The organism is Proteus sp. ZN5, assembly GCF_011046025.1.
Classification (GTDB): domain Bacteria; phylum Pseudomonadota; class Gammaproteobacteria; order Enterobacterales; family Enterobacteriaceae; genus Proteus.
The window spans coordinates 2,887,170-2,902,577 of record NZ_CP047639.1; the positions used below are offsets into that span (position 1 = coordinate 2,887,170).

Here is a 15,408-nt window from a genome sequence, read left to right on the forward strand (position 1 = left end):
AAATAAACACCTTATATTTAAAAAGGACACTGGTTCGTTTTTAGTTTTTCATTTAATAACGTTTGATATATAGGAGGTATATCAAATCGTAAATTCATATCACTAATATGCTCTTCACGTATTATCATGGATAGAACTGTATTAATATCTCCATTAAAAAAATGAAATACTTTAGCAATATTGGCAGAAGCTTGTTTTCTCAACCATTTAACTTTAGCTTCTATTGAATCAATCGCTTTCCTACCAAATAATTTAGGAATTGATTGTGGTTTACTGGGATTTATTTGAGCGGAATAAGCACAAAGCCCTGTATAAATACCTGCAATATTAAGAAGCACATCAATAGATATTTCTTTTAATTCAACTTCTGAGCGATACCAGACACCAGAAATTTTTTGTTCTAATGCTTTATTATAAATACGCCAATAAACTCGTGATTGCCTAGAACCTACGTTTACTATTTCTTTAGTCGGGCAACCATTAGAATCAATAGCTTGAGAGGTTTCTAATTTCGGTTTTGGACCTTTACCACCATAAAATGCATCATCTTTGTACGCTTGTAATGCAGCAGTACAAGTATAAATACCATCATAATCATCAGTAGCTAAATCTAATCTTTTTAATCTAATAATATCCAAATGGATTAACCACTTATGGATTTTTTGCGGCGTTGTTCCACTAAAAACATGAGCACAACCTTTACCTGAAATCTGAACATAAAAAGTGTCTTTATTACCGCCCCAATAAACGACGCCAAAATGCTCAACACCGCCTTCATCACTATATAGTAACGCTGAATCTTGATAAGCGAATCCACCCTTTCCTCTTGGTGCTCCCATGACTAAACCAAATACTGATGAAAGCCATGATTTTAAGCGAGAGAAATAGCATGAAATCAAATCTGTTTCATAACGATTACGCTGTTCATCGGTCATACTAGAATGAATAATCTCAGGTATATCTTGATAGTTGTCATGAGTAAAAGTGATATCACGATGCTGATATTGTTTATATGAAGGTAAAAATTGAAATTTTCGCCATTCAAAACCTTTTTCTTGAAAGGTATGAACATCTTTCATAACAGAAATAGGTGCAGAAAACGCCAAAAAATCAATAAGTACAGATCTTTCCTGTTTATCAGACATTATGACTCTCCTGATACCCAGTAAAATCCCCTGATTCCGCTGTTGTTGGCGCTAAAATGAAGTTATCACTAAAGTAACAAGAACATTCTTTAATCAATTCATCAAAGGAACGATAAAAATCCCAGTCAATACCTACTTTGGCATTAACTCCGTATCCTTCAATAAAATCAAAATAAATAATGTGCATTCTTCACCGCCACAAGAAACATGTATACATGTAACAAATAACATTTAATGCAAAAGTATACATGTGACATGTTACATGTCAACAAATAACAGACAAGAATAGCGAAGAGAATTACAATAGGTGTTTACTTGCTGGGGAGATATTGGTTATGCCTGAAAATATTAAAACGACGATTAGGCTAAAAAAGCAGGAAGCAATAGAACTTAAAAGCCTTGCTTTTGAGCTTACGAAAGAAGCCATTATGATGGGAAAGCAGAAAATTTATACAGAATCTGATATTGCACACTTTGCTATCGAAAACCTAATTGATCTTATCGTGTTAGACGATAATGGTGATCTCTCTATGATTGATCTAAATACTTATAAAGATATCAAACAATTAGGACTACCCTATAAACGTAGAAAGAAACAGTCATAATGACCAAGAAAATAAAATTACTAATAGATGATGTATGCTTAGAGCTTGATATATTAGAAGAAATCTACGATTTAGCAAAGCTCGCATTGGCTCAAAAAGCATCTGAACTTAAAAATGATGAAGAATTAATCGAAAAATACCTTCTTAGAAAGATAAAACAAAGTTCATTTTGCGAGGAAAAGGCAACAAAAAGAGTCGTTGTTGTCAATAAAGACCCATTTGGGACGATGGCTGAAAGCCCGAAGTTATCCTGAGACTACCCCCGTAGTACAGCACGGGGGTTTTAGATTATCCGATTTAACATCGAAAAAAATTCATGAAAAGTTAGGAGTAAAATGTTCAAGTTTTTATCCAAAAAAGACACCCTGCTACTAGCGGTTATCTCTGCTGCTTCATATAGCGCAGCATATTTATATGAATTTAGTTATGCAAAATATTTCAATTATCCTAAAGAACTCATCAGCATAAGTTTAGTTAATTTATTAAGAATGGGATTCTCTTTTTTTATGCTTATGCTTTTTTCCATCTTCATAATAGACTTTTGCACAAAAGCAACTGAAGCATTAGGTAAGTATGGCTCAAATATACGAAAAGCATACGCACCGATTACAATGGGAATTATATTACTAATATTTCTATATCTTGCAGGAATTTCCATATTTAAATATTACTTAATTGGCATGGCGATATTTATAGTATTCCTAATATTATCTACTTTTTTTTGAAAAAAAGAAGATAAAAAATAATAATGAAAATCAAAGTGGTAGCAACAAACCAAAAGAGAGTGACGACTTATCAGCAACAACAAAGATTTTATCATTTTTTATGTTATTATTTTTTTCTTACGGATTTATTCTTGCATTAGGCACTTATAATGCGAGAACTACAACATCATTTTATTACTTTACTGTTGATAATAAGGACTACGCAATAATAAATAAATTTGATGATAATGTAATAACGAAAGTAATTAATAAAGATAAGAAACTAGAAGATAATGTATATATTTATAAAAGCGATTCACTTAATAGCAAAGAAATAAAATATATAAAAATGATTGAAGATAATAATTGATTCGCACAATGCACTCTATGTGTAAATACGAACCTTCCCGATTGCGGTAAACCTCAAGACCATTCTACCGCAATCGCTCAGAACCCTTTTGTAACATAGCGTCATACATTATGCGAACCTTTGTATTAAATGAAGAAATCTAAGCGTTATATTGATACCAATGTTCTAACTCAAAACCAAGATGACGATTAACGTCAGGATTGCCAACATTTGTTTTTTTCAAAAAATCTTGGTTTACTAAGTCACTCATTAACGAAATAACATCATCAATATCAGCACCATTATTAATTTGAAAAAAACGGACGGCACCAATTGGAACCGATAAACCTAATTGATAACCAGAATGCTCCGTTAAAGTCGTTTTTAATTCTTCAATATCTAACATAGAGTCTCCTATGAGTGTTTAAGCTGCTTTAACTATCTTTTGTCTTCGACCATCATACTATCTCATCGCTGAACGTTATGCTAAAAAATGGCTTAACAGGAGGCGCAAGCGCAGTTTCTTGCTTCTCGACAAGTCCCCCCTTGTATCGGCGGATTGATGAACCGTTATCTTTAAAACTATCGAATGCCGCCTTACATGCCTAACGGCATAAAACGACTAAATCATACATCATGATTACCACTATAACGTTTTCTCATTTTTCCAGCCATAAAAAAATCTGCCTCCTCGCAAAGCTGCGGTGGCAGACTTTTTTTATGGCCAGAAACCTCAAATCACTTTTAACTTGTAGTAATACAATTATGTCTGTTTTTTTGTATTTGATTCTGATTTTTCCTGACAAAAAAATCCTTTAGGTAAAAAGCTAAATCCAGTTTCACCTTCTTCAATTTTTATTTTTCAGCTAAACCACCTAATACGATAATATCACCACTTTTTTTACAGTGACATCAGTCACTATATCTCGCTTAATTAAAGTTGGTGATTGATTGACTCCCGTATCTGTTTTGACAAAATTTGATAGTTGTTGTTGGATTTTCAAATCAATAGCCTGGCTTTTTATTGTCGGTTGAATATCAAATATCACCCCACTAGAACGATATTCAACAGATTGAACTGGGCGACCGTCCTGATATGTCACACTCGATAAAATAGGTACATCAGACCCAACACTAAAATTTCCTCTAGAACCTGATTTAACCCTCAATGTCGGACTGCTGACTACATGGAAGCGTTGATCTGTTCGGAATAACTCAATCATCGCATCTAAATTACCCGTATTAATGGTAATGAAATTTTCATAATTTTGCTTTGTCCCGATATTAATCCCTAATTTGCCTGATAATAATTTTGCCAATAGATTGATACCACTTCCTTCTTTTTCAATATCTTGGACTTCAAAAACATAACCAGTAACAACAACTTCACGCGATGGTGTATCAACTGCACTCAAGACACTCTGAACGCGAGAAATTTCATCTTTTGTACCGTAAAACACCAATTTATCTCCATTAGCTGCAACTTCACCTTCTGATTTTAAAAAGCCCTGTAAATAATCAACATCACGATGGATCGGATTATAGACAAAACTTTGTTTACTAATTTTAGGTTCTGGAGGTTTAACTTTTACTAGATAAACAACCCCTTTTTTCTCATAAATACGAATATTCATATTCTGAAAATAACGAATGATAAATTGATTAAAATCTTGTTTTTCAGTGGCATGAAAACTAATTAAGCTAGTGTCATTAGCTAAATTAGGATCAAGCATATAAGGTTTTTGCAGCACTTCATCATAAATCAAAGAAATTGCTTTTGGTAAAGGCACCGCTTCCAATTTGAAATCTACGTTTTTTGTCTGAGCTTGAATAGAAAAAGCGCAAAATATGAGTATCCATAATAATTTATTCACTGTGCCCCTCCTGAATAGTAATTAACAAGCTGACCATCAATTTCACCTTGCAAAAGCCTACCGTTAAATTGAAACTGACTACGAGGCTCAAGACGTAATTGTCCTTGTTTATCGGCTAGAATGACGTATGCCTTCCCTTCGCTAATGAGTTCACCTGTAATGCGCCATTTAGTCGATAAAACAGGTTTTGGTGGGCTGAAAGTTAAATTTGTAATCTGATTAGAATTAACAGATTGAAAATGCGTAGATTGAGCAGGTTCTGTTTTATCGGAAGTTAAATACTGATTGAAATACTGATAAACAAAATAAACAGAAACCAATATACCAATAGGCACAAGAATCATTAGCACAAGCACTTTATTTGATGAAAAAATAGACTGACGCTTGTCGGTTTTTAATGTATTAGGGTTGTTTCCCTCAACAGATTTATAGAGTTCAAAAATAGATTTATCGTATTTTTCCTGATAAAAATTCATTCGATTAGATTTAGTGATCTTGGCACCTTGAAAAATATCAACTCGATATCGATTATTTAAACCTAATGAAACATGTTTTTGCATACGATAAGTCGTTTCAATACGAGCCTTGATAAAACGAGGTATATCACTAACTGTTTGATTAATTACAACTAAATCAGACATAACGCCAGTGTCTTTATTCACGAAATGACCATGTTCAGCAATAAAAGAACGGTGATTTTTAGGGATATCCTTATCACTGCCCCAAACTCGCCAAACCTCATCAATAACAACTAAGTCACCCGCCTGACAAAAGGTATTTTGATTCTCCATAGACGGTAAAAAGTCTTCATCTAGACATTGACTATTTTCGACATGAACAATAGAGCCTAACTTATCTAAAGATAATTTCTTGTATTGCTTTAAACAGTATTCCTTTATTTTTTCTTCATTCAACCCATAAATATTTGAAATGACACGACGACCTGAAGCTATTGCAGGAACAATAACAGATTTTACAACTTCGTATGATTTACCTGAGCGAGGTACACCGACATAAGCAGTAATTGGCATAATATATCCCTCAACCAATAATCGGTAATCTACGAATAATAAACCGTGTTACCATTGCTGAAATAACTAAAGGAACACCGAATGGAAATTGTAATAAATTTAAGAAAAACCAAATTGCATCGGGTAAAGAATTAAAAAGATCAGATAAATTAGTTGATTTAGGTAAAAACCACTCAATAATTATGGGGATAAATTCAGTTGTTATATAAAAAAGAGAAAAAAACAAAAAGAATTTAGCGACAATACCTTTAAAAATAAAACCAAATGCCCCACTGAATAGTGTTGTTAACAAGCGCCCCATTATTTCACCTATGCACTTAATAATTTACGTAAAGCAATAAATGCCCATACTAAAGAAAATATAGATTCTATAATGCTTCTGTTTTGTTCAATTAGCGGGCAATGAGAATCAACTTTATAGTTTTCATTAAGAAATGGAATGTTCCATATTGGACATTGAGCATTTCGTGATGGTAAATCAAAATCTTGTAAGTAAGGAAAAAATGATTTATAAGGCAGTAATATTTGCTCTGCTGTTGGCATATCTAAATCAGGGTATTTAATATCGTTTTCATCGAAATCATCATCCTTATCTGTTGGCGTTGTAGGCTTTGTTTCCGTAGTGTTATTTATAATTATTAAATTGTTATTACTTCCTGTTTTAACGCTCTCAAATAAATCATGAAAATAAACTGTTTGAGATTCGTTATTTTCTTTAAGAAGATTTTTTATTTCATCTTTTGTTATGGCATTAGAACTATTAAAAGGAATACCTTTATAATCTGGTTGTAACGATGCATTCATTAAGATTGCATTCAATAAATTAGCAATTTCATCTAATGAAACTTCAGTATAAGATAATGATTTCAGTAAATCATCTAAGTCAATATTATCGGCTGGATATGGTATTCCATCATGAAAAACAACCTGTTTTTTTCCCATGAAAAATATTGAGTATATGAACGATTTGGAATAAAGCTACCGGATGCATTAGTTAAGTCATAAGTTCCAGTGAAATAAACTGTATCACCTAAATCGGTTCTTAATCGAATATCTCGTAATGAAGAAAACTGACATGGTGCTTCACCGATACATGTAATTTTATTATGCTGAACATCATATTCAAATAGTTGTGTAAGTAGTGACTCAGGCGAAGAACCTAGAAATTTTTTTGATTGTCGTAATCAATAGAATAAACTTTATCATTCCCTGAAAAATAAGTCATTCTGTAAAGCATTCAGCCCATAACCAAGCCCTATCCAATTTAACGCATTTCCCGTTCTAATCAATGGAGATGATGCTGTCAATGCAGGCAAAGTCATTCTATTTACAGACGTTGCTGTTAATGTTGCTACCTCAGTACTTACTGCTCTTTTGGCGACAACATTTCCAAATAAACGAGGTAATAAAGCTCTAGCAACAAGAACTGGAGAAGAATAAACATGCCCTATATACGAAAAAAAGAAAACATAAAAACAAGATAAAATAAAAATGAATTTTCGGATTTTATTATTACTGAAAAAAAACATAAATAGCCTCAAAAATCATTTCTCAATAAGAATTAAATCCTTGAATTACAGCCCATCCACATAATACCCCTGTAAAAAAGCTCATTAATTCCCACATAAAATCCCCTAATAATCAGAAATGGGGCTGTAAAGCCCCAAACCATCAAAATGCATTAAGCATGCGAGCGACCTTTTAATTCCCATTACCACTACAGCAACGCCCATAATAGTACCAGCTACGGCAACAATCCCTGTAATAATTGGACCCACATCAATTTGTTTAATGAGACCATCAAGATAATTACCATTTGTTACAGTATCATCAGCAGCAAAAGCAGATGAACTTAAAGCCATAGAAGCAACAACACCAGATTTTAAGTAAACATTAGAAATAATATTTTTGATATTCATATAGCACCTATAAATTTACCATTTTTATCATTCGCCCTAACCCATAACCTAATAAATAAAAGATTAAGACAAGCCCTAATCCTGCCCCAAAGATATTATTATTAAATTCTCCAAAGAAAGGATTATTTGAAATAACAGATGAATCATGAATAGCACTTGATTGTATTGATGAAATAACATTGTCAGGCAATTGCAATGCAATATCGCTACACTGTGAAATATTACCAGCCTCGCTAGTATTGCAAATTCTAGCTTTGGTAAATTGGTTGTTATTCATGATTGAAACCTATTATTTAAAATTCAATTATTTTTTGTCCAGTGGTATTAATTTTGCCTTTTTTATTTTCAAAGAACCAAAATCACCAACCGAATAAGATGAATTATCTAATGTATAAAATCCAACGGGATATGGAGCTTCTTCCTTGTCTAATTGGATAATAAATTTTTCAGGATAAACACCACCATTATAAATGTAGGCGTTTTGTTCTCTGAAAGTTAATACTTCACCTGTTTGTTTAGAGATAACTTGTTTACTATTTACTTTTCCATCAACTTCATTAATTTCAATTTTCAACATAAATAAACACCTTATATTTAAAAAGGACACTGGTTCGTTTTTAGTTTTTCATTTAATAACGTTTGATATATAGGAGGTATATCAAATCGTAAATTCATATCACTAATATGCTCTTCACGTATTATCATGGATAGAACTGTATTAATATCTCCATTAAAAAAATGAAATACTTTAGCAATATTGGCAGAAGCTTGTTTTCTCAACCATTTAACTTTAGCTTCTATTGAATCAATCGCTTTCCTACCAAATAATTTAGGAATTGATTGTGGTTTACTGGGATTTATTTGAGCGGAATAAGCACAAAGCCCTGTATAAATACCTGCAATATTAAGAAGCACATCAATAGATATTTCTTTTAATTCAACTTCTGAGCGATACCAGACACCAGAAATTTTTTGTTCTAATGCTTTTATTATAAATACGCCAATAAACTCGTGATTGCCTAGAACCTACGTTTACTATTTCTTTAGTCGGGCAACCATTAGAATCAATAGCTTGAGAGGTTTCTAATTTCGGTTTTTGGACCTTTACCACCATAAAATGCATCATCTTTGTACGCTTGTAATGCAGCAGTACAAGTATAAATACCATCATAATCATCAGTAGCTAAATCTAATCTTTTTAATCTAATAATATCCAAATGGATTAACCACTTATGGATTTTTTGCGGCGTTGTTCCACTAAAAACATGAGCACAACCTTTACCTGAAATCTGAACATAAAAAGTGTCTTTATTACCGCCCCAATAAACGACGCCAAAATGCTCAACACCGCCTTCATCACTATATAGTAACGCTGAATCTTGATAAGCGAATCCACCCTTTCCTCTTGGTGCTCCCATGACTAAACCAAATACTGATGAAAGCCATGATTTTAAGCGAGAGAAATAGCATGAAATCAAATCTGTTTCATAACGATTACGCTGTTCATCGGTCATACTAGAATGAATAATCTCAGGTATATCTTGATAGTTGTCATGAGTAAAAGTGATATCACGATGCTGATATTGTTTATATGAAGGTAAAAATTGAAATTTTCGCCATTCAAAACCTTTTTCTTGAAAGGTATGAACATCTTTCATAACAGAAATAGGTGCAGAAAACGCCAAAAAATCAATAAGTACAGATCTTTCCTGTTTATCAGACATTATGACTCTCCTGATACCCAGTAAAATCCCCTGATTCCGCTGTTGTTGGCGCTAAAATGAAGTTATCACTAAAGTAACAAGAACATTCTTTAATCAATTCATCAAAGGAACGATAAAAATCCCAGTCAATACCTACTTTGGCATTAACTCCGTATCCTTCAATAAAATCAAAATAAATAATGTGCATTCTTCACCGCCACAAGAAACATGTATACATGTAACAAATAACATTTAATGCAAAAGTATACATGTGACATGTTACATGTCAACAAATAACAGACAAGAATAGCGAAGAGAATTACAATAGGTGTTTACTTGCTGGGGAGATATTGGTTATGCCTGAAAATATTAAAACGACGATTAGGCTAAAAAAGCAGGAAGCAATAGAACTTAAAAGCCTTGCTTTTGAGCTTACGAAAGAAGCCATTATGATGGGAAAGCAGAAAATTTATACAGAATCTGATATTGCACACTTTGCTATCGAAAACCTAATTGATCTTATCGTGTTAGACGATAATGGTGATCTCTCTATGATTGATCTAAATACTTATAAAGATATCAAACAATTAGGGACTACCCTATAAACGTAGAAAGAAACAGTCATAATGACCAAGAAAAATAAAAATTACTAATAGATGATGTATGCTTAGAGCTTGATATATTAGAAGAAATCTACGATTTAGCAAAGCTCGCATTGGCTCAAAAAAAGCATCTGAACTTAAAAAAATGATGAAGAATTAATCGAAAAATACCTTCTTAGAAAGATAAAACAAAGTTCATTTTGCGAGGAAAAGGCAACAAAAAGAGTCGTTGTTGTCAATAAAGACCCATTTGGGACGATGGCTGAAAGCCCGAAGTTATCCTGAGACTACCCCCGTAGTACAGCACGGGGGTTTTAGATTATCCGATTTAACATCGAAAAAAATTCATGAAAAGTTAGGAGTAAAATGTTCAAGTTTTTATCCAAAAAAGACACCCTGCTACTAGCGGTTATCTCTGCTGCTTCATATAGCGCAGCATATTTATATGAATTTAGTTATGCAAAATATTTCAATTATCCTAAAGAACTCATCAGCATAAGTTTAGTTAATTTATTAAGAATGGGATTCTCTTTTTTTATGCTTATGCTTTTTTCCATCTTCATAATAGACTTTTGCACAAAAGCAACTGAAGCATTAGGTAAGTATGGCTCAAATATACGAAAAGCATACGCACCGATTACAATGGGAATTATATTACTAATATTTCTATATCTTGCAGGAATTTCCATATTTAAATATTACTTAATTGGCATGGCGATATTTATAGTATTCCTAATATTATCTACTTTTTTTTGAAAAAAAGAAGATAAAAAATAATAATGAAAATCAAAGTGGTAGCAACAAACCAAAAGAGAGTGACGACTTATCAGCAACAACAAAGATTTTATCATTTTTTATGTTATTATTTTTTTCTTACGGATTTATTCTTGCATTAGGCACTTATAATGCGAGAACTACAACATCATTTTATTACTTTACTGTTGATAATAAGGACTACGCAATAATAAATAAATTTGATGATAATGTAATAACGAAAGTAATTAATAAAGATAAGAAACTAGAAGATAATGTATATATTTATAAAAGCGATTCACTTAATAGCAAAGAAATAAAATATATAAAAATGATTGAAGATAATAATTGATTCGCACAATGCACTCTATGTGTAAATACGAACCTTCCCGATTGCGGTAAACCTCAAGACCATTCTACCGCAATCGCTCAGAACCCTTTTGTAACATAGCGTCATACATTATGCGAACCTTGGTATCTAAATACGGATAGGCACTTAAATCTCTGTTTTGGTCTGGTTGATTATGTTGATTCATTCTTAACTTAAGGCTTATTCGCCAATGCTTTTTCTAGATCTTGAATATAGGTTTTCTGTCTTTTCTTCAGATACCACTTTACTAAGGGTTTTAATAAAATCTTTTTGGATATCACGACTTCCGTAAAGTCGATTTCAGTAATTCCATTACCAGAAGTAAAAACACCAATCCAATGACCTTTGATGTTTTCATTTTCCATATCAAACTCCCATCGTTGATATGGCACTTTGGCTGTTACCGTAAATATAGTCGAATAACCATCTTTGGTGTGTTCAATAAATTTATGATCGTTTATCACTTCAATACTGCGTAAATCACTTCGCCACAGATAATTTTCTGTTGATGTAATCACTCGCCACAATGTTTCAATATCACACTGAAACGTCGCTTTTATCTTTAGCGTTGCCATAAATTACCTCCGAGCCACCTTTTCTTCTTGTCTGGTATCAGTACTTACTCTTTATGTTCAGAAATTAGAAATACGCTACCTAACACTATCCAATATATAAGAATATGTTATATTAAATTTAATAAAGATTTTTGATGTGAATGATTAATGAATATAGCCCTTTTTTAGTCATTTATGCAGAAATCTTGGTATTCCCCTGACACTACCCCCGTAGTACCCCCGTAGTACTACCCCCGTAGTACAGGACGGGGGTTTGGCGTGGGCAAAAAGTTACTTTTTCATTTTCAGCACAAAACATGACAGTGTTTTCCCATAGAAGTAATGGAAAAATGGTATCAAGTTAAAAAAGTATTTTTCGGCAGTAAGGACGTCAAAACGTACTCATTTTTTTTATAACTAAAGGTAATCCAACAAATCAACATCCTTAGTACTTGTAATTCATTGATATCTCAAATTAAATTTGGATATCAATATACCTAACAATTATTCTGGAATAAAAAATGTTCAAGTTTTTATCTAAAAAAGACACTCTACTATTAGCGTTAATAACCGGCATATCATATTGCGCAGCCTATTTTTATGAATATGGTTATGCTAAATATTTTAATTATCCGGAAGAATTAATATCAATAAGTGTAATGACTTTTATAAAAACAGGTCTTACACTATTCATGTTCTTATTTGTACTAACTGCAATAATAAATTTAATATCAAAAAGATTTGATCCAAAAAGCCCAATTGGAAGCATAATAATTAACCTATTATCATTTTTTTCACTTGGACTTATAATTTGCTTTATCTTATATCTCGTAGGAGATCCAAGCTTAAAATATTATGCATCAATATTGATATTTTTTATTATTCTGATTCTATTTTTTTCATTTCCTTTTAAAAACAGAAAGAATGGAATATTAAAAGAAATGAACAAAAGAATAGAAAAAAGCATAAAAAACAATGAAGTGAGTGAGACCAAGAAAGGTGTGCTAACTGATTTTATATCTTCCTGTATAATTTTAATTGTATTGGCATTTATTATTACTGCGATGGGAACATATAAGGCAAGAACTCAAATATCATTTTACTCCTTTGAAAAGAATAATGTTAAATATGCAGTAGTAAATAAGTATGATGATTTTTTTATAACTAAAATAATAAATAAAGAAAACAAACTTGAAGATAGTGTTTTTATATTTAATATAAATGACACTTCAGAATTAGAGGTGAAAAAAATAAAAATAAAGGAATGAATATTTCTGAATTAATGATTAGCACAATGCACTCTATGCATAAAGACGAATCTGAGCCATTCCGGTAAACAGCAACTGCATTCTACCGGAATGGCACAGAACCCTTTTGTAACATAACGTAGGCACATTTTATGCGAACCTTGGTATCTAAATACAGATAGGCACTTAAATCTCTGTTTTAGGCTGATTGATTATGTTGATTCATTCTTAACTTAAGGGTTATTCGCCAATGCTTTTTCTAGGTCTTGAATATAGGTTTTCTGCTTTTTCTTCAGATACCACTTCACTAAGGGTTTTAATAAAATCTTTTTGGATATCACGACTTCCGTAAAAAAGATTCGCACAATGCACTCTATGTATAAAGAGGAACCTTCCCGATTGCGGTAAACCCCAAAACCATTCTACCGCAATCGCTCAGAACCCTTTTATTAGTTCTATTTCTTTACTTTAATATCAACAACCAAAAAACTCAGAGCTTGATGTGAATTTTTCAAATAGTTTAGCCACTTGATCTGGATATTTATCTTCTAGTTGTTGCCAAAGTAATTTGGGTAATGGCATAAAAACAAGTGTATCGCTGCCGTTAGATTCAACACAAAAACGGATCTCATAATCAGGCTGTAAAATCTCATTTAACGCTAATAATGTGGTATCACGATCAGCGCCATCACCTTGGTAAGGTACAATCAGCGATTTATCTTTATAATAAATCGTTAAAGCAAATCCTTGTTTATTATCACAATCATCTAATTCTACAGATAAGCTTTTTGTATTTATTATTTTTTCACAATAGCTAATGATGTCTTCATCCATCTCTCTCCAATCAACGACCATAATAATGTCGTAACGATTTGAAAATGTGTCATAGAAGTCATTATTTGATGGATCTTTAATGTAATTTTCAATTAGTTCTATTTTTTCTTCTAAGTATAAAGACATAATATGACTAGCGCTCCGTAGGAATATCGATTAAATATGGCAAGAGTTAATAAGAAATAAACTAGACTCTATTAACTTTATAATAAATAAGAAAAGGAAGAAAATCACAGAATTAAAAATAACAAGCCTTATTTTAATTAAATTAAATCAAATGGTTATATCTACTTGTTTTTATAAGGGCTTTCTCTGAATATTGAAAATAGATAAGCACTAAAACCTCTGCGAGAAAAGTAAAATCCCCTACCCAATCCTCCCAATTCCCCTTTCCCATATCAAACTCCCATCGTAGATATTATTCCTATTCGTGTTATTGACTGGCATTTGACGCCAAACAAAAATATTGCAGTGCATTACTTCTATAATTACCAGCTTATTCATTGATACAGATGTGGTCACATGGTTAATAAACTGAATCTTAACTGGCCTGAATTTTTAGAAAAATACTGGCAAAAAAAACCTGTTGTACTGAAAAATGCATTTCCTAATTTTGTCGATCCTATCACTCCCGATGAGCTGGCAGGTCTGGCAATGGAACCGGAAATCGACAGCCGCCTTGTCAGCTTAACTGACAACAAATGGCAGGCGAGTCACGGCCCGTTTGAAGACTTCAGCGAATTAGGCGAAGAAGGATGGTCACTACTGGTACAAGCTGTTAATCATTGGCATATGCCAGCAGCTGAACTGGTAAAACCTTTCCGTGTATTGCCTGAGTGGCGTCTTGATGACCTGATGATCTCCTATTCAGTACCCGGAGGTGGTGTCGGACCACATATTGATAACTATGATGTTTTTATCATTCAAGGAATGGGACGTCGTCGCTGGCGTGTAGGTGATGCCCTGCCAATGCGTCAATTCTGCCCGCATCCTGCATTACTGCATGTTGATCCGTTTGAGCCTATTATTGATGTGGAAATGGCACCGGGAGATATTCTGTATATTCCACCGGGATTCCCTCATGATGGTTTCACCTTTGAAGATACCATGAACTATTCTGTTGGCTTTCGCGGACCTAATGGCCGTGACTTGCTAAGCAGCTTTGCTGATTACGCACTGGAACAAGATCTAGGCGGAATAAATTATGGCGATCCTAACCTGACTGTACGCGACAACGCAGGAAGAATGGAAACTCACGAAGTTGAACGTCTGCGTGCCATGATGATTGAAATGATCAACAAGCCCGGTGATTTTGAACAATGGTTAGGTCGTTTTGCAACTACGCCGCGCCATGAACTGGATATCGCCCCCGCAGAACCGCCATATCAACCTGAAGAAGTATTGAGTGCACTGAACGATGGTGAAAAACTGATCCGATTGAGCGGACTGCGAGTCCTACGTATCGAAGATAATTTCTTTGTAAATACAGAAGCTTGGGCTACCAAAGAAACGAAGGGTGCAAATGTACTGTGCCAATTTACGGAAGTTGGAGCAGATGAACTTGGTGAAGCATTGATGGATCCAGCCTTTGTTGCAGAATTAACTGAATTTATCAATCAAGGGTATTGGTACTTCGAAGAATAAGCCTTATCTACGGAATATGATAAAACACCTGCTCGCGGGTGTTTTATTTTATCGTTTATGCCCTTCTTCTTTCT

The 15,408-nt window shown here is 33.1% G+C and carries 23 protein-coding genes; 7 read left to right on the forward strand and 16 right to left on the reverse strand.

All coding sequences use genetic code 11. The annotated features are described in order from the left end of the window. Positions 1-17: 17 nt before the first annotated feature. Positions 18-1,145 (reverse strand): replication initiation factor domain-containing protein, encoded by a 1,128-nt coding sequence (locus tag GTK47_RS13240; protein WP_165123906.1) that lies wholly within the window; start codon positions 1,143-1,145, stop codon positions 18-20. Next, positions 1,138-1,332: a hypothetical protein gene (locus GTK47_RS13245; RefSeq protein ID WP_165123909.1), complete on the reverse strand. Its 195-nt coding sequence runs from the start codon at positions 1,330-1,332 to the stop codon at positions 1,138-1,140. Before GTK47_RS13245 ends, GTK47_RS13240 begins: the two co-directional genes overlap by 8 nt. Positions 1,333-1,480: 148 nt before the next feature. Here GTK47_RS13245 and GTK47_RS13250 point away from each other — a divergent pair, with 148 nt between their 5' ends. From GTK47_RS13250 to GTK47_RS13260, 3 genes are all read left to right on the forward strand, one after another. Continuing rightward, the gene (locus tag GTK47_RS13250) at positions 1,481-1,750 is read left to right on the forward strand and encodes a hypothetical protein (RefSeq protein WP_165123912.1); all 270 of its coding nucleotides are present in this window, start codon (positions 1,481-1,483) and stop codon (positions 1,748-1,750) included. Then, complete coding sequence (locus GTK47_RS13255; protein WP_165123915.1) at positions 1,750-2,004, forward strand: hypothetical protein; 255 nt, start codon at positions 1,750-1,752, stop codon at positions 2,002-2,004. Before GTK47_RS13250 ends, GTK47_RS13255 begins: the two co-directional genes overlap by 1 nt. Positions 2,005-2,085: 81 nt before the next feature. Continuing rightward, positions 2,086-2,475 (forward strand): hypothetical protein, encoded by a 390-nt coding sequence (locus tag GTK47_RS13260; RefSeq protein ID WP_165123918.1) that lies wholly within the window; start codon positions 2,086-2,088, stop codon positions 2,473-2,475. 488 nt (positions 2,476-2,963) lie between these two features. Here GTK47_RS13260 and GTK47_RS13265 read toward each other — a convergent pair whose 3' ends face one another. The 12 genes from GTK47_RS13265 to GTK47_RS13315 form a co-directional block, all read right to left on the reverse strand. Beyond that, positions 2,964-3,209 carry a hypothetical protein gene (locus GTK47_RS13265; RefSeq protein ID WP_165123882.1) on the reverse strand — a complete coding sequence of 82 codons (246 nt, stop codon included), beginning with the start codon at positions 3,207-3,209 and terminating at the stop codon, positions 2,964-2,966. 469 nt (positions 3,210-3,678) lie between these two features. Beyond that, the gene (locus GTK47_RS13270) at positions 3,679-4,677 is read right to left on the reverse strand and encodes a type II secretion system protein GspD (protein ID WP_206535857.1); all 999 of its coding nucleotides are present in this window, start codon (positions 4,675-4,677) and stop codon (positions 3,679-3,681) included. Continuing rightward, positions 4,674-5,708, reverse strand: a complete 1,035-nt coding sequence (locus GTK47_RS13275) for a zonular occludens toxin domain-containing protein (RefSeq protein ID WP_165123888.1) — start codon at positions 5,706-5,708, stop codon at positions 4,674-4,676. The genes GTK47_RS13270 and GTK47_RS13275 overlap by 4 nt, the downstream gene beginning before the upstream one ends. Before the next feature lie 10 nt (positions 5,709-5,718). Further along, positions 5,719-6,009 carry a DUF2523 family protein gene (locus GTK47_RS13280; RefSeq protein WP_165123891.1) on the reverse strand — a complete coding sequence of 97 codons (291 nt, stop codon included), beginning with the start codon at positions 6,007-6,009 and terminating at the stop codon, positions 5,719-5,721. 8 nt (positions 6,010-6,017) lie between these two features. Next, positions 6,018-6,650 carry a hypothetical protein gene (locus tag GTK47_RS13285; protein ID WP_165123921.1) on the reverse strand — a complete coding sequence of 211 codons (633 nt, stop codon included), beginning with the start codon at positions 6,648-6,650 and terminating at the stop codon, positions 6,018-6,020. A gap of 260 nt (positions 6,651-6,910) precedes the next feature. Further along, positions 6,911-7,237 carry a hypothetical protein gene (locus GTK47_RS13290; protein ID WP_165123924.1) on the reverse strand — a complete coding sequence of 109 codons (327 nt, stop codon included), beginning with the start codon at positions 7,235-7,237 and terminating at the stop codon, positions 6,911-6,913. A gap of 105 nt (positions 7,238-7,342) precedes the next feature. Next, positions 7,343-7,627, reverse strand: a complete 285-nt coding sequence (locus GTK47_RS13295) for a hypothetical protein (RefSeq protein WP_165123927.1) — start codon at positions 7,625-7,627, stop codon at positions 7,343-7,345. Between the two features lie 7 nt (positions 7,628-7,634). Continuing rightward, positions 7,635-7,904, reverse strand: a complete 270-nt coding sequence (locus tag GTK47_RS13300) for a hypothetical protein (protein WP_165123900.1) — start codon at positions 7,902-7,904, stop codon at positions 7,635-7,637. 27 nt (positions 7,905-7,931) lie between these two features. Then, positions 7,932-8,204: a single-stranded DNA-binding protein gene (locus GTK47_RS13305; protein ID WP_165123903.1), complete on the reverse strand. Its 273-nt coding sequence runs from the start codon at positions 8,202-8,204 to the stop codon at positions 7,932-7,934. A 17-nt stretch (positions 8,205-8,221) separates the two neighbouring features. Further along, on the reverse strand, positions 8,222-8,542 hold the full coding sequence (locus GTK47_RS20535) for a DNA topoisomerase (RefSeq protein ID WP_241256027.1): 321 nt from the start codon (positions 8,540-8,542) through the stop codon (positions 8,222-8,224). Positions 8,543-8,691: 149 nt separating this feature from the next. After that, the gene (locus GTK47_RS20540) at positions 8,692-9,351 is read right to left on the reverse strand and encodes a hypothetical protein (protein WP_241256028.1); all 660 of its coding nucleotides are present in this window, start codon (positions 9,349-9,351) and stop codon (positions 8,692-8,694) included. Beyond that, entirely contained in the window at positions 9,344-9,538 is a 195-nt protein-coding gene (locus GTK47_RS13315; RefSeq protein ID WP_165123909.1) for a hypothetical protein, read from the reverse strand. The genes GTK47_RS20540 and GTK47_RS13315 overlap by 8 nt, the downstream gene beginning before the upstream one ends. A 148-nt stretch (positions 9,539-9,686) precedes the next feature. On the opposite strand from GTK47_RS13315, the gene GTK47_RS13320 reads away from it, so the two are divergent. Together GTK47_RS13320 and GTK47_RS13325 are read left to right on the forward strand one after the other, a co-directional pair. Then, complete coding sequence (locus GTK47_RS13320; RefSeq protein WP_165123930.1) at positions 9,687-9,935, forward strand: hypothetical protein; 249 nt, start codon at positions 9,687-9,689, stop codon at positions 9,933-9,935. A 363-nt stretch (positions 9,936-10,298) separates the two neighbouring features. Further along, positions 10,299-10,688 (forward strand): hypothetical protein, encoded by a 390-nt coding sequence (locus GTK47_RS13325; protein ID WP_165123918.1) that lies wholly within the window; start codon positions 10,299-10,301, stop codon positions 10,686-10,688. A gap of 540 nt (positions 10,689-11,228) precedes the next feature. On the opposite strand, the gene GTK47_RS13330 is transcribed toward GTK47_RS13325, so the two are convergent. Continuing rightward, positions 11,229-11,630 carry a polyketide cyclase gene (locus GTK47_RS13330; RefSeq protein WP_165123934.1) on the reverse strand — a complete coding sequence of 134 codons (402 nt, stop codon included), beginning with the start codon at positions 11,628-11,630 and terminating at the stop codon, positions 11,229-11,231. Positions 11,631-12,130: 500 nt separating this feature from the next. Here GTK47_RS13330 and GTK47_RS13335 point away from each other — a divergent pair, with 500 nt between their 5' ends. Continuing rightward, the gene (locus GTK47_RS13335) at positions 12,131-12,877 is read left to right on the forward strand and encodes a hypothetical protein (protein WP_165123937.1); all 747 of its coding nucleotides are present in this window, start codon (positions 12,131-12,133) and stop codon (positions 12,875-12,877) included. 453 nt (positions 12,878-13,330) lie between these two features. On the opposite strand, the gene GTK47_RS13340 is transcribed toward GTK47_RS13335, so the two are convergent. Continuing rightward, positions 13,331-13,816, reverse strand: coding sequence for a hypothetical protein (locus tag GTK47_RS13340; protein ID WP_165123940.1), 486 nt, complete (start codon positions 13,814-13,816; stop codon positions 13,331-13,333). Between the two features lie 396 nt (positions 13,817-14,212). Here GTK47_RS13340 and GTK47_RS13345 point away from each other — a divergent pair, with 396 nt between their 5' ends. Then, the gene (locus tag GTK47_RS13345) at positions 14,213-15,334 is read left to right on the forward strand and encodes a cupin domain-containing protein (protein ID WP_165123943.1); all 1,122 of its coding nucleotides are present in this window, start codon (positions 14,213-14,215) and stop codon (positions 15,332-15,334) included. The last annotated feature ends 74 nt before the right edge of the window (positions 15,335-15,408 follow it).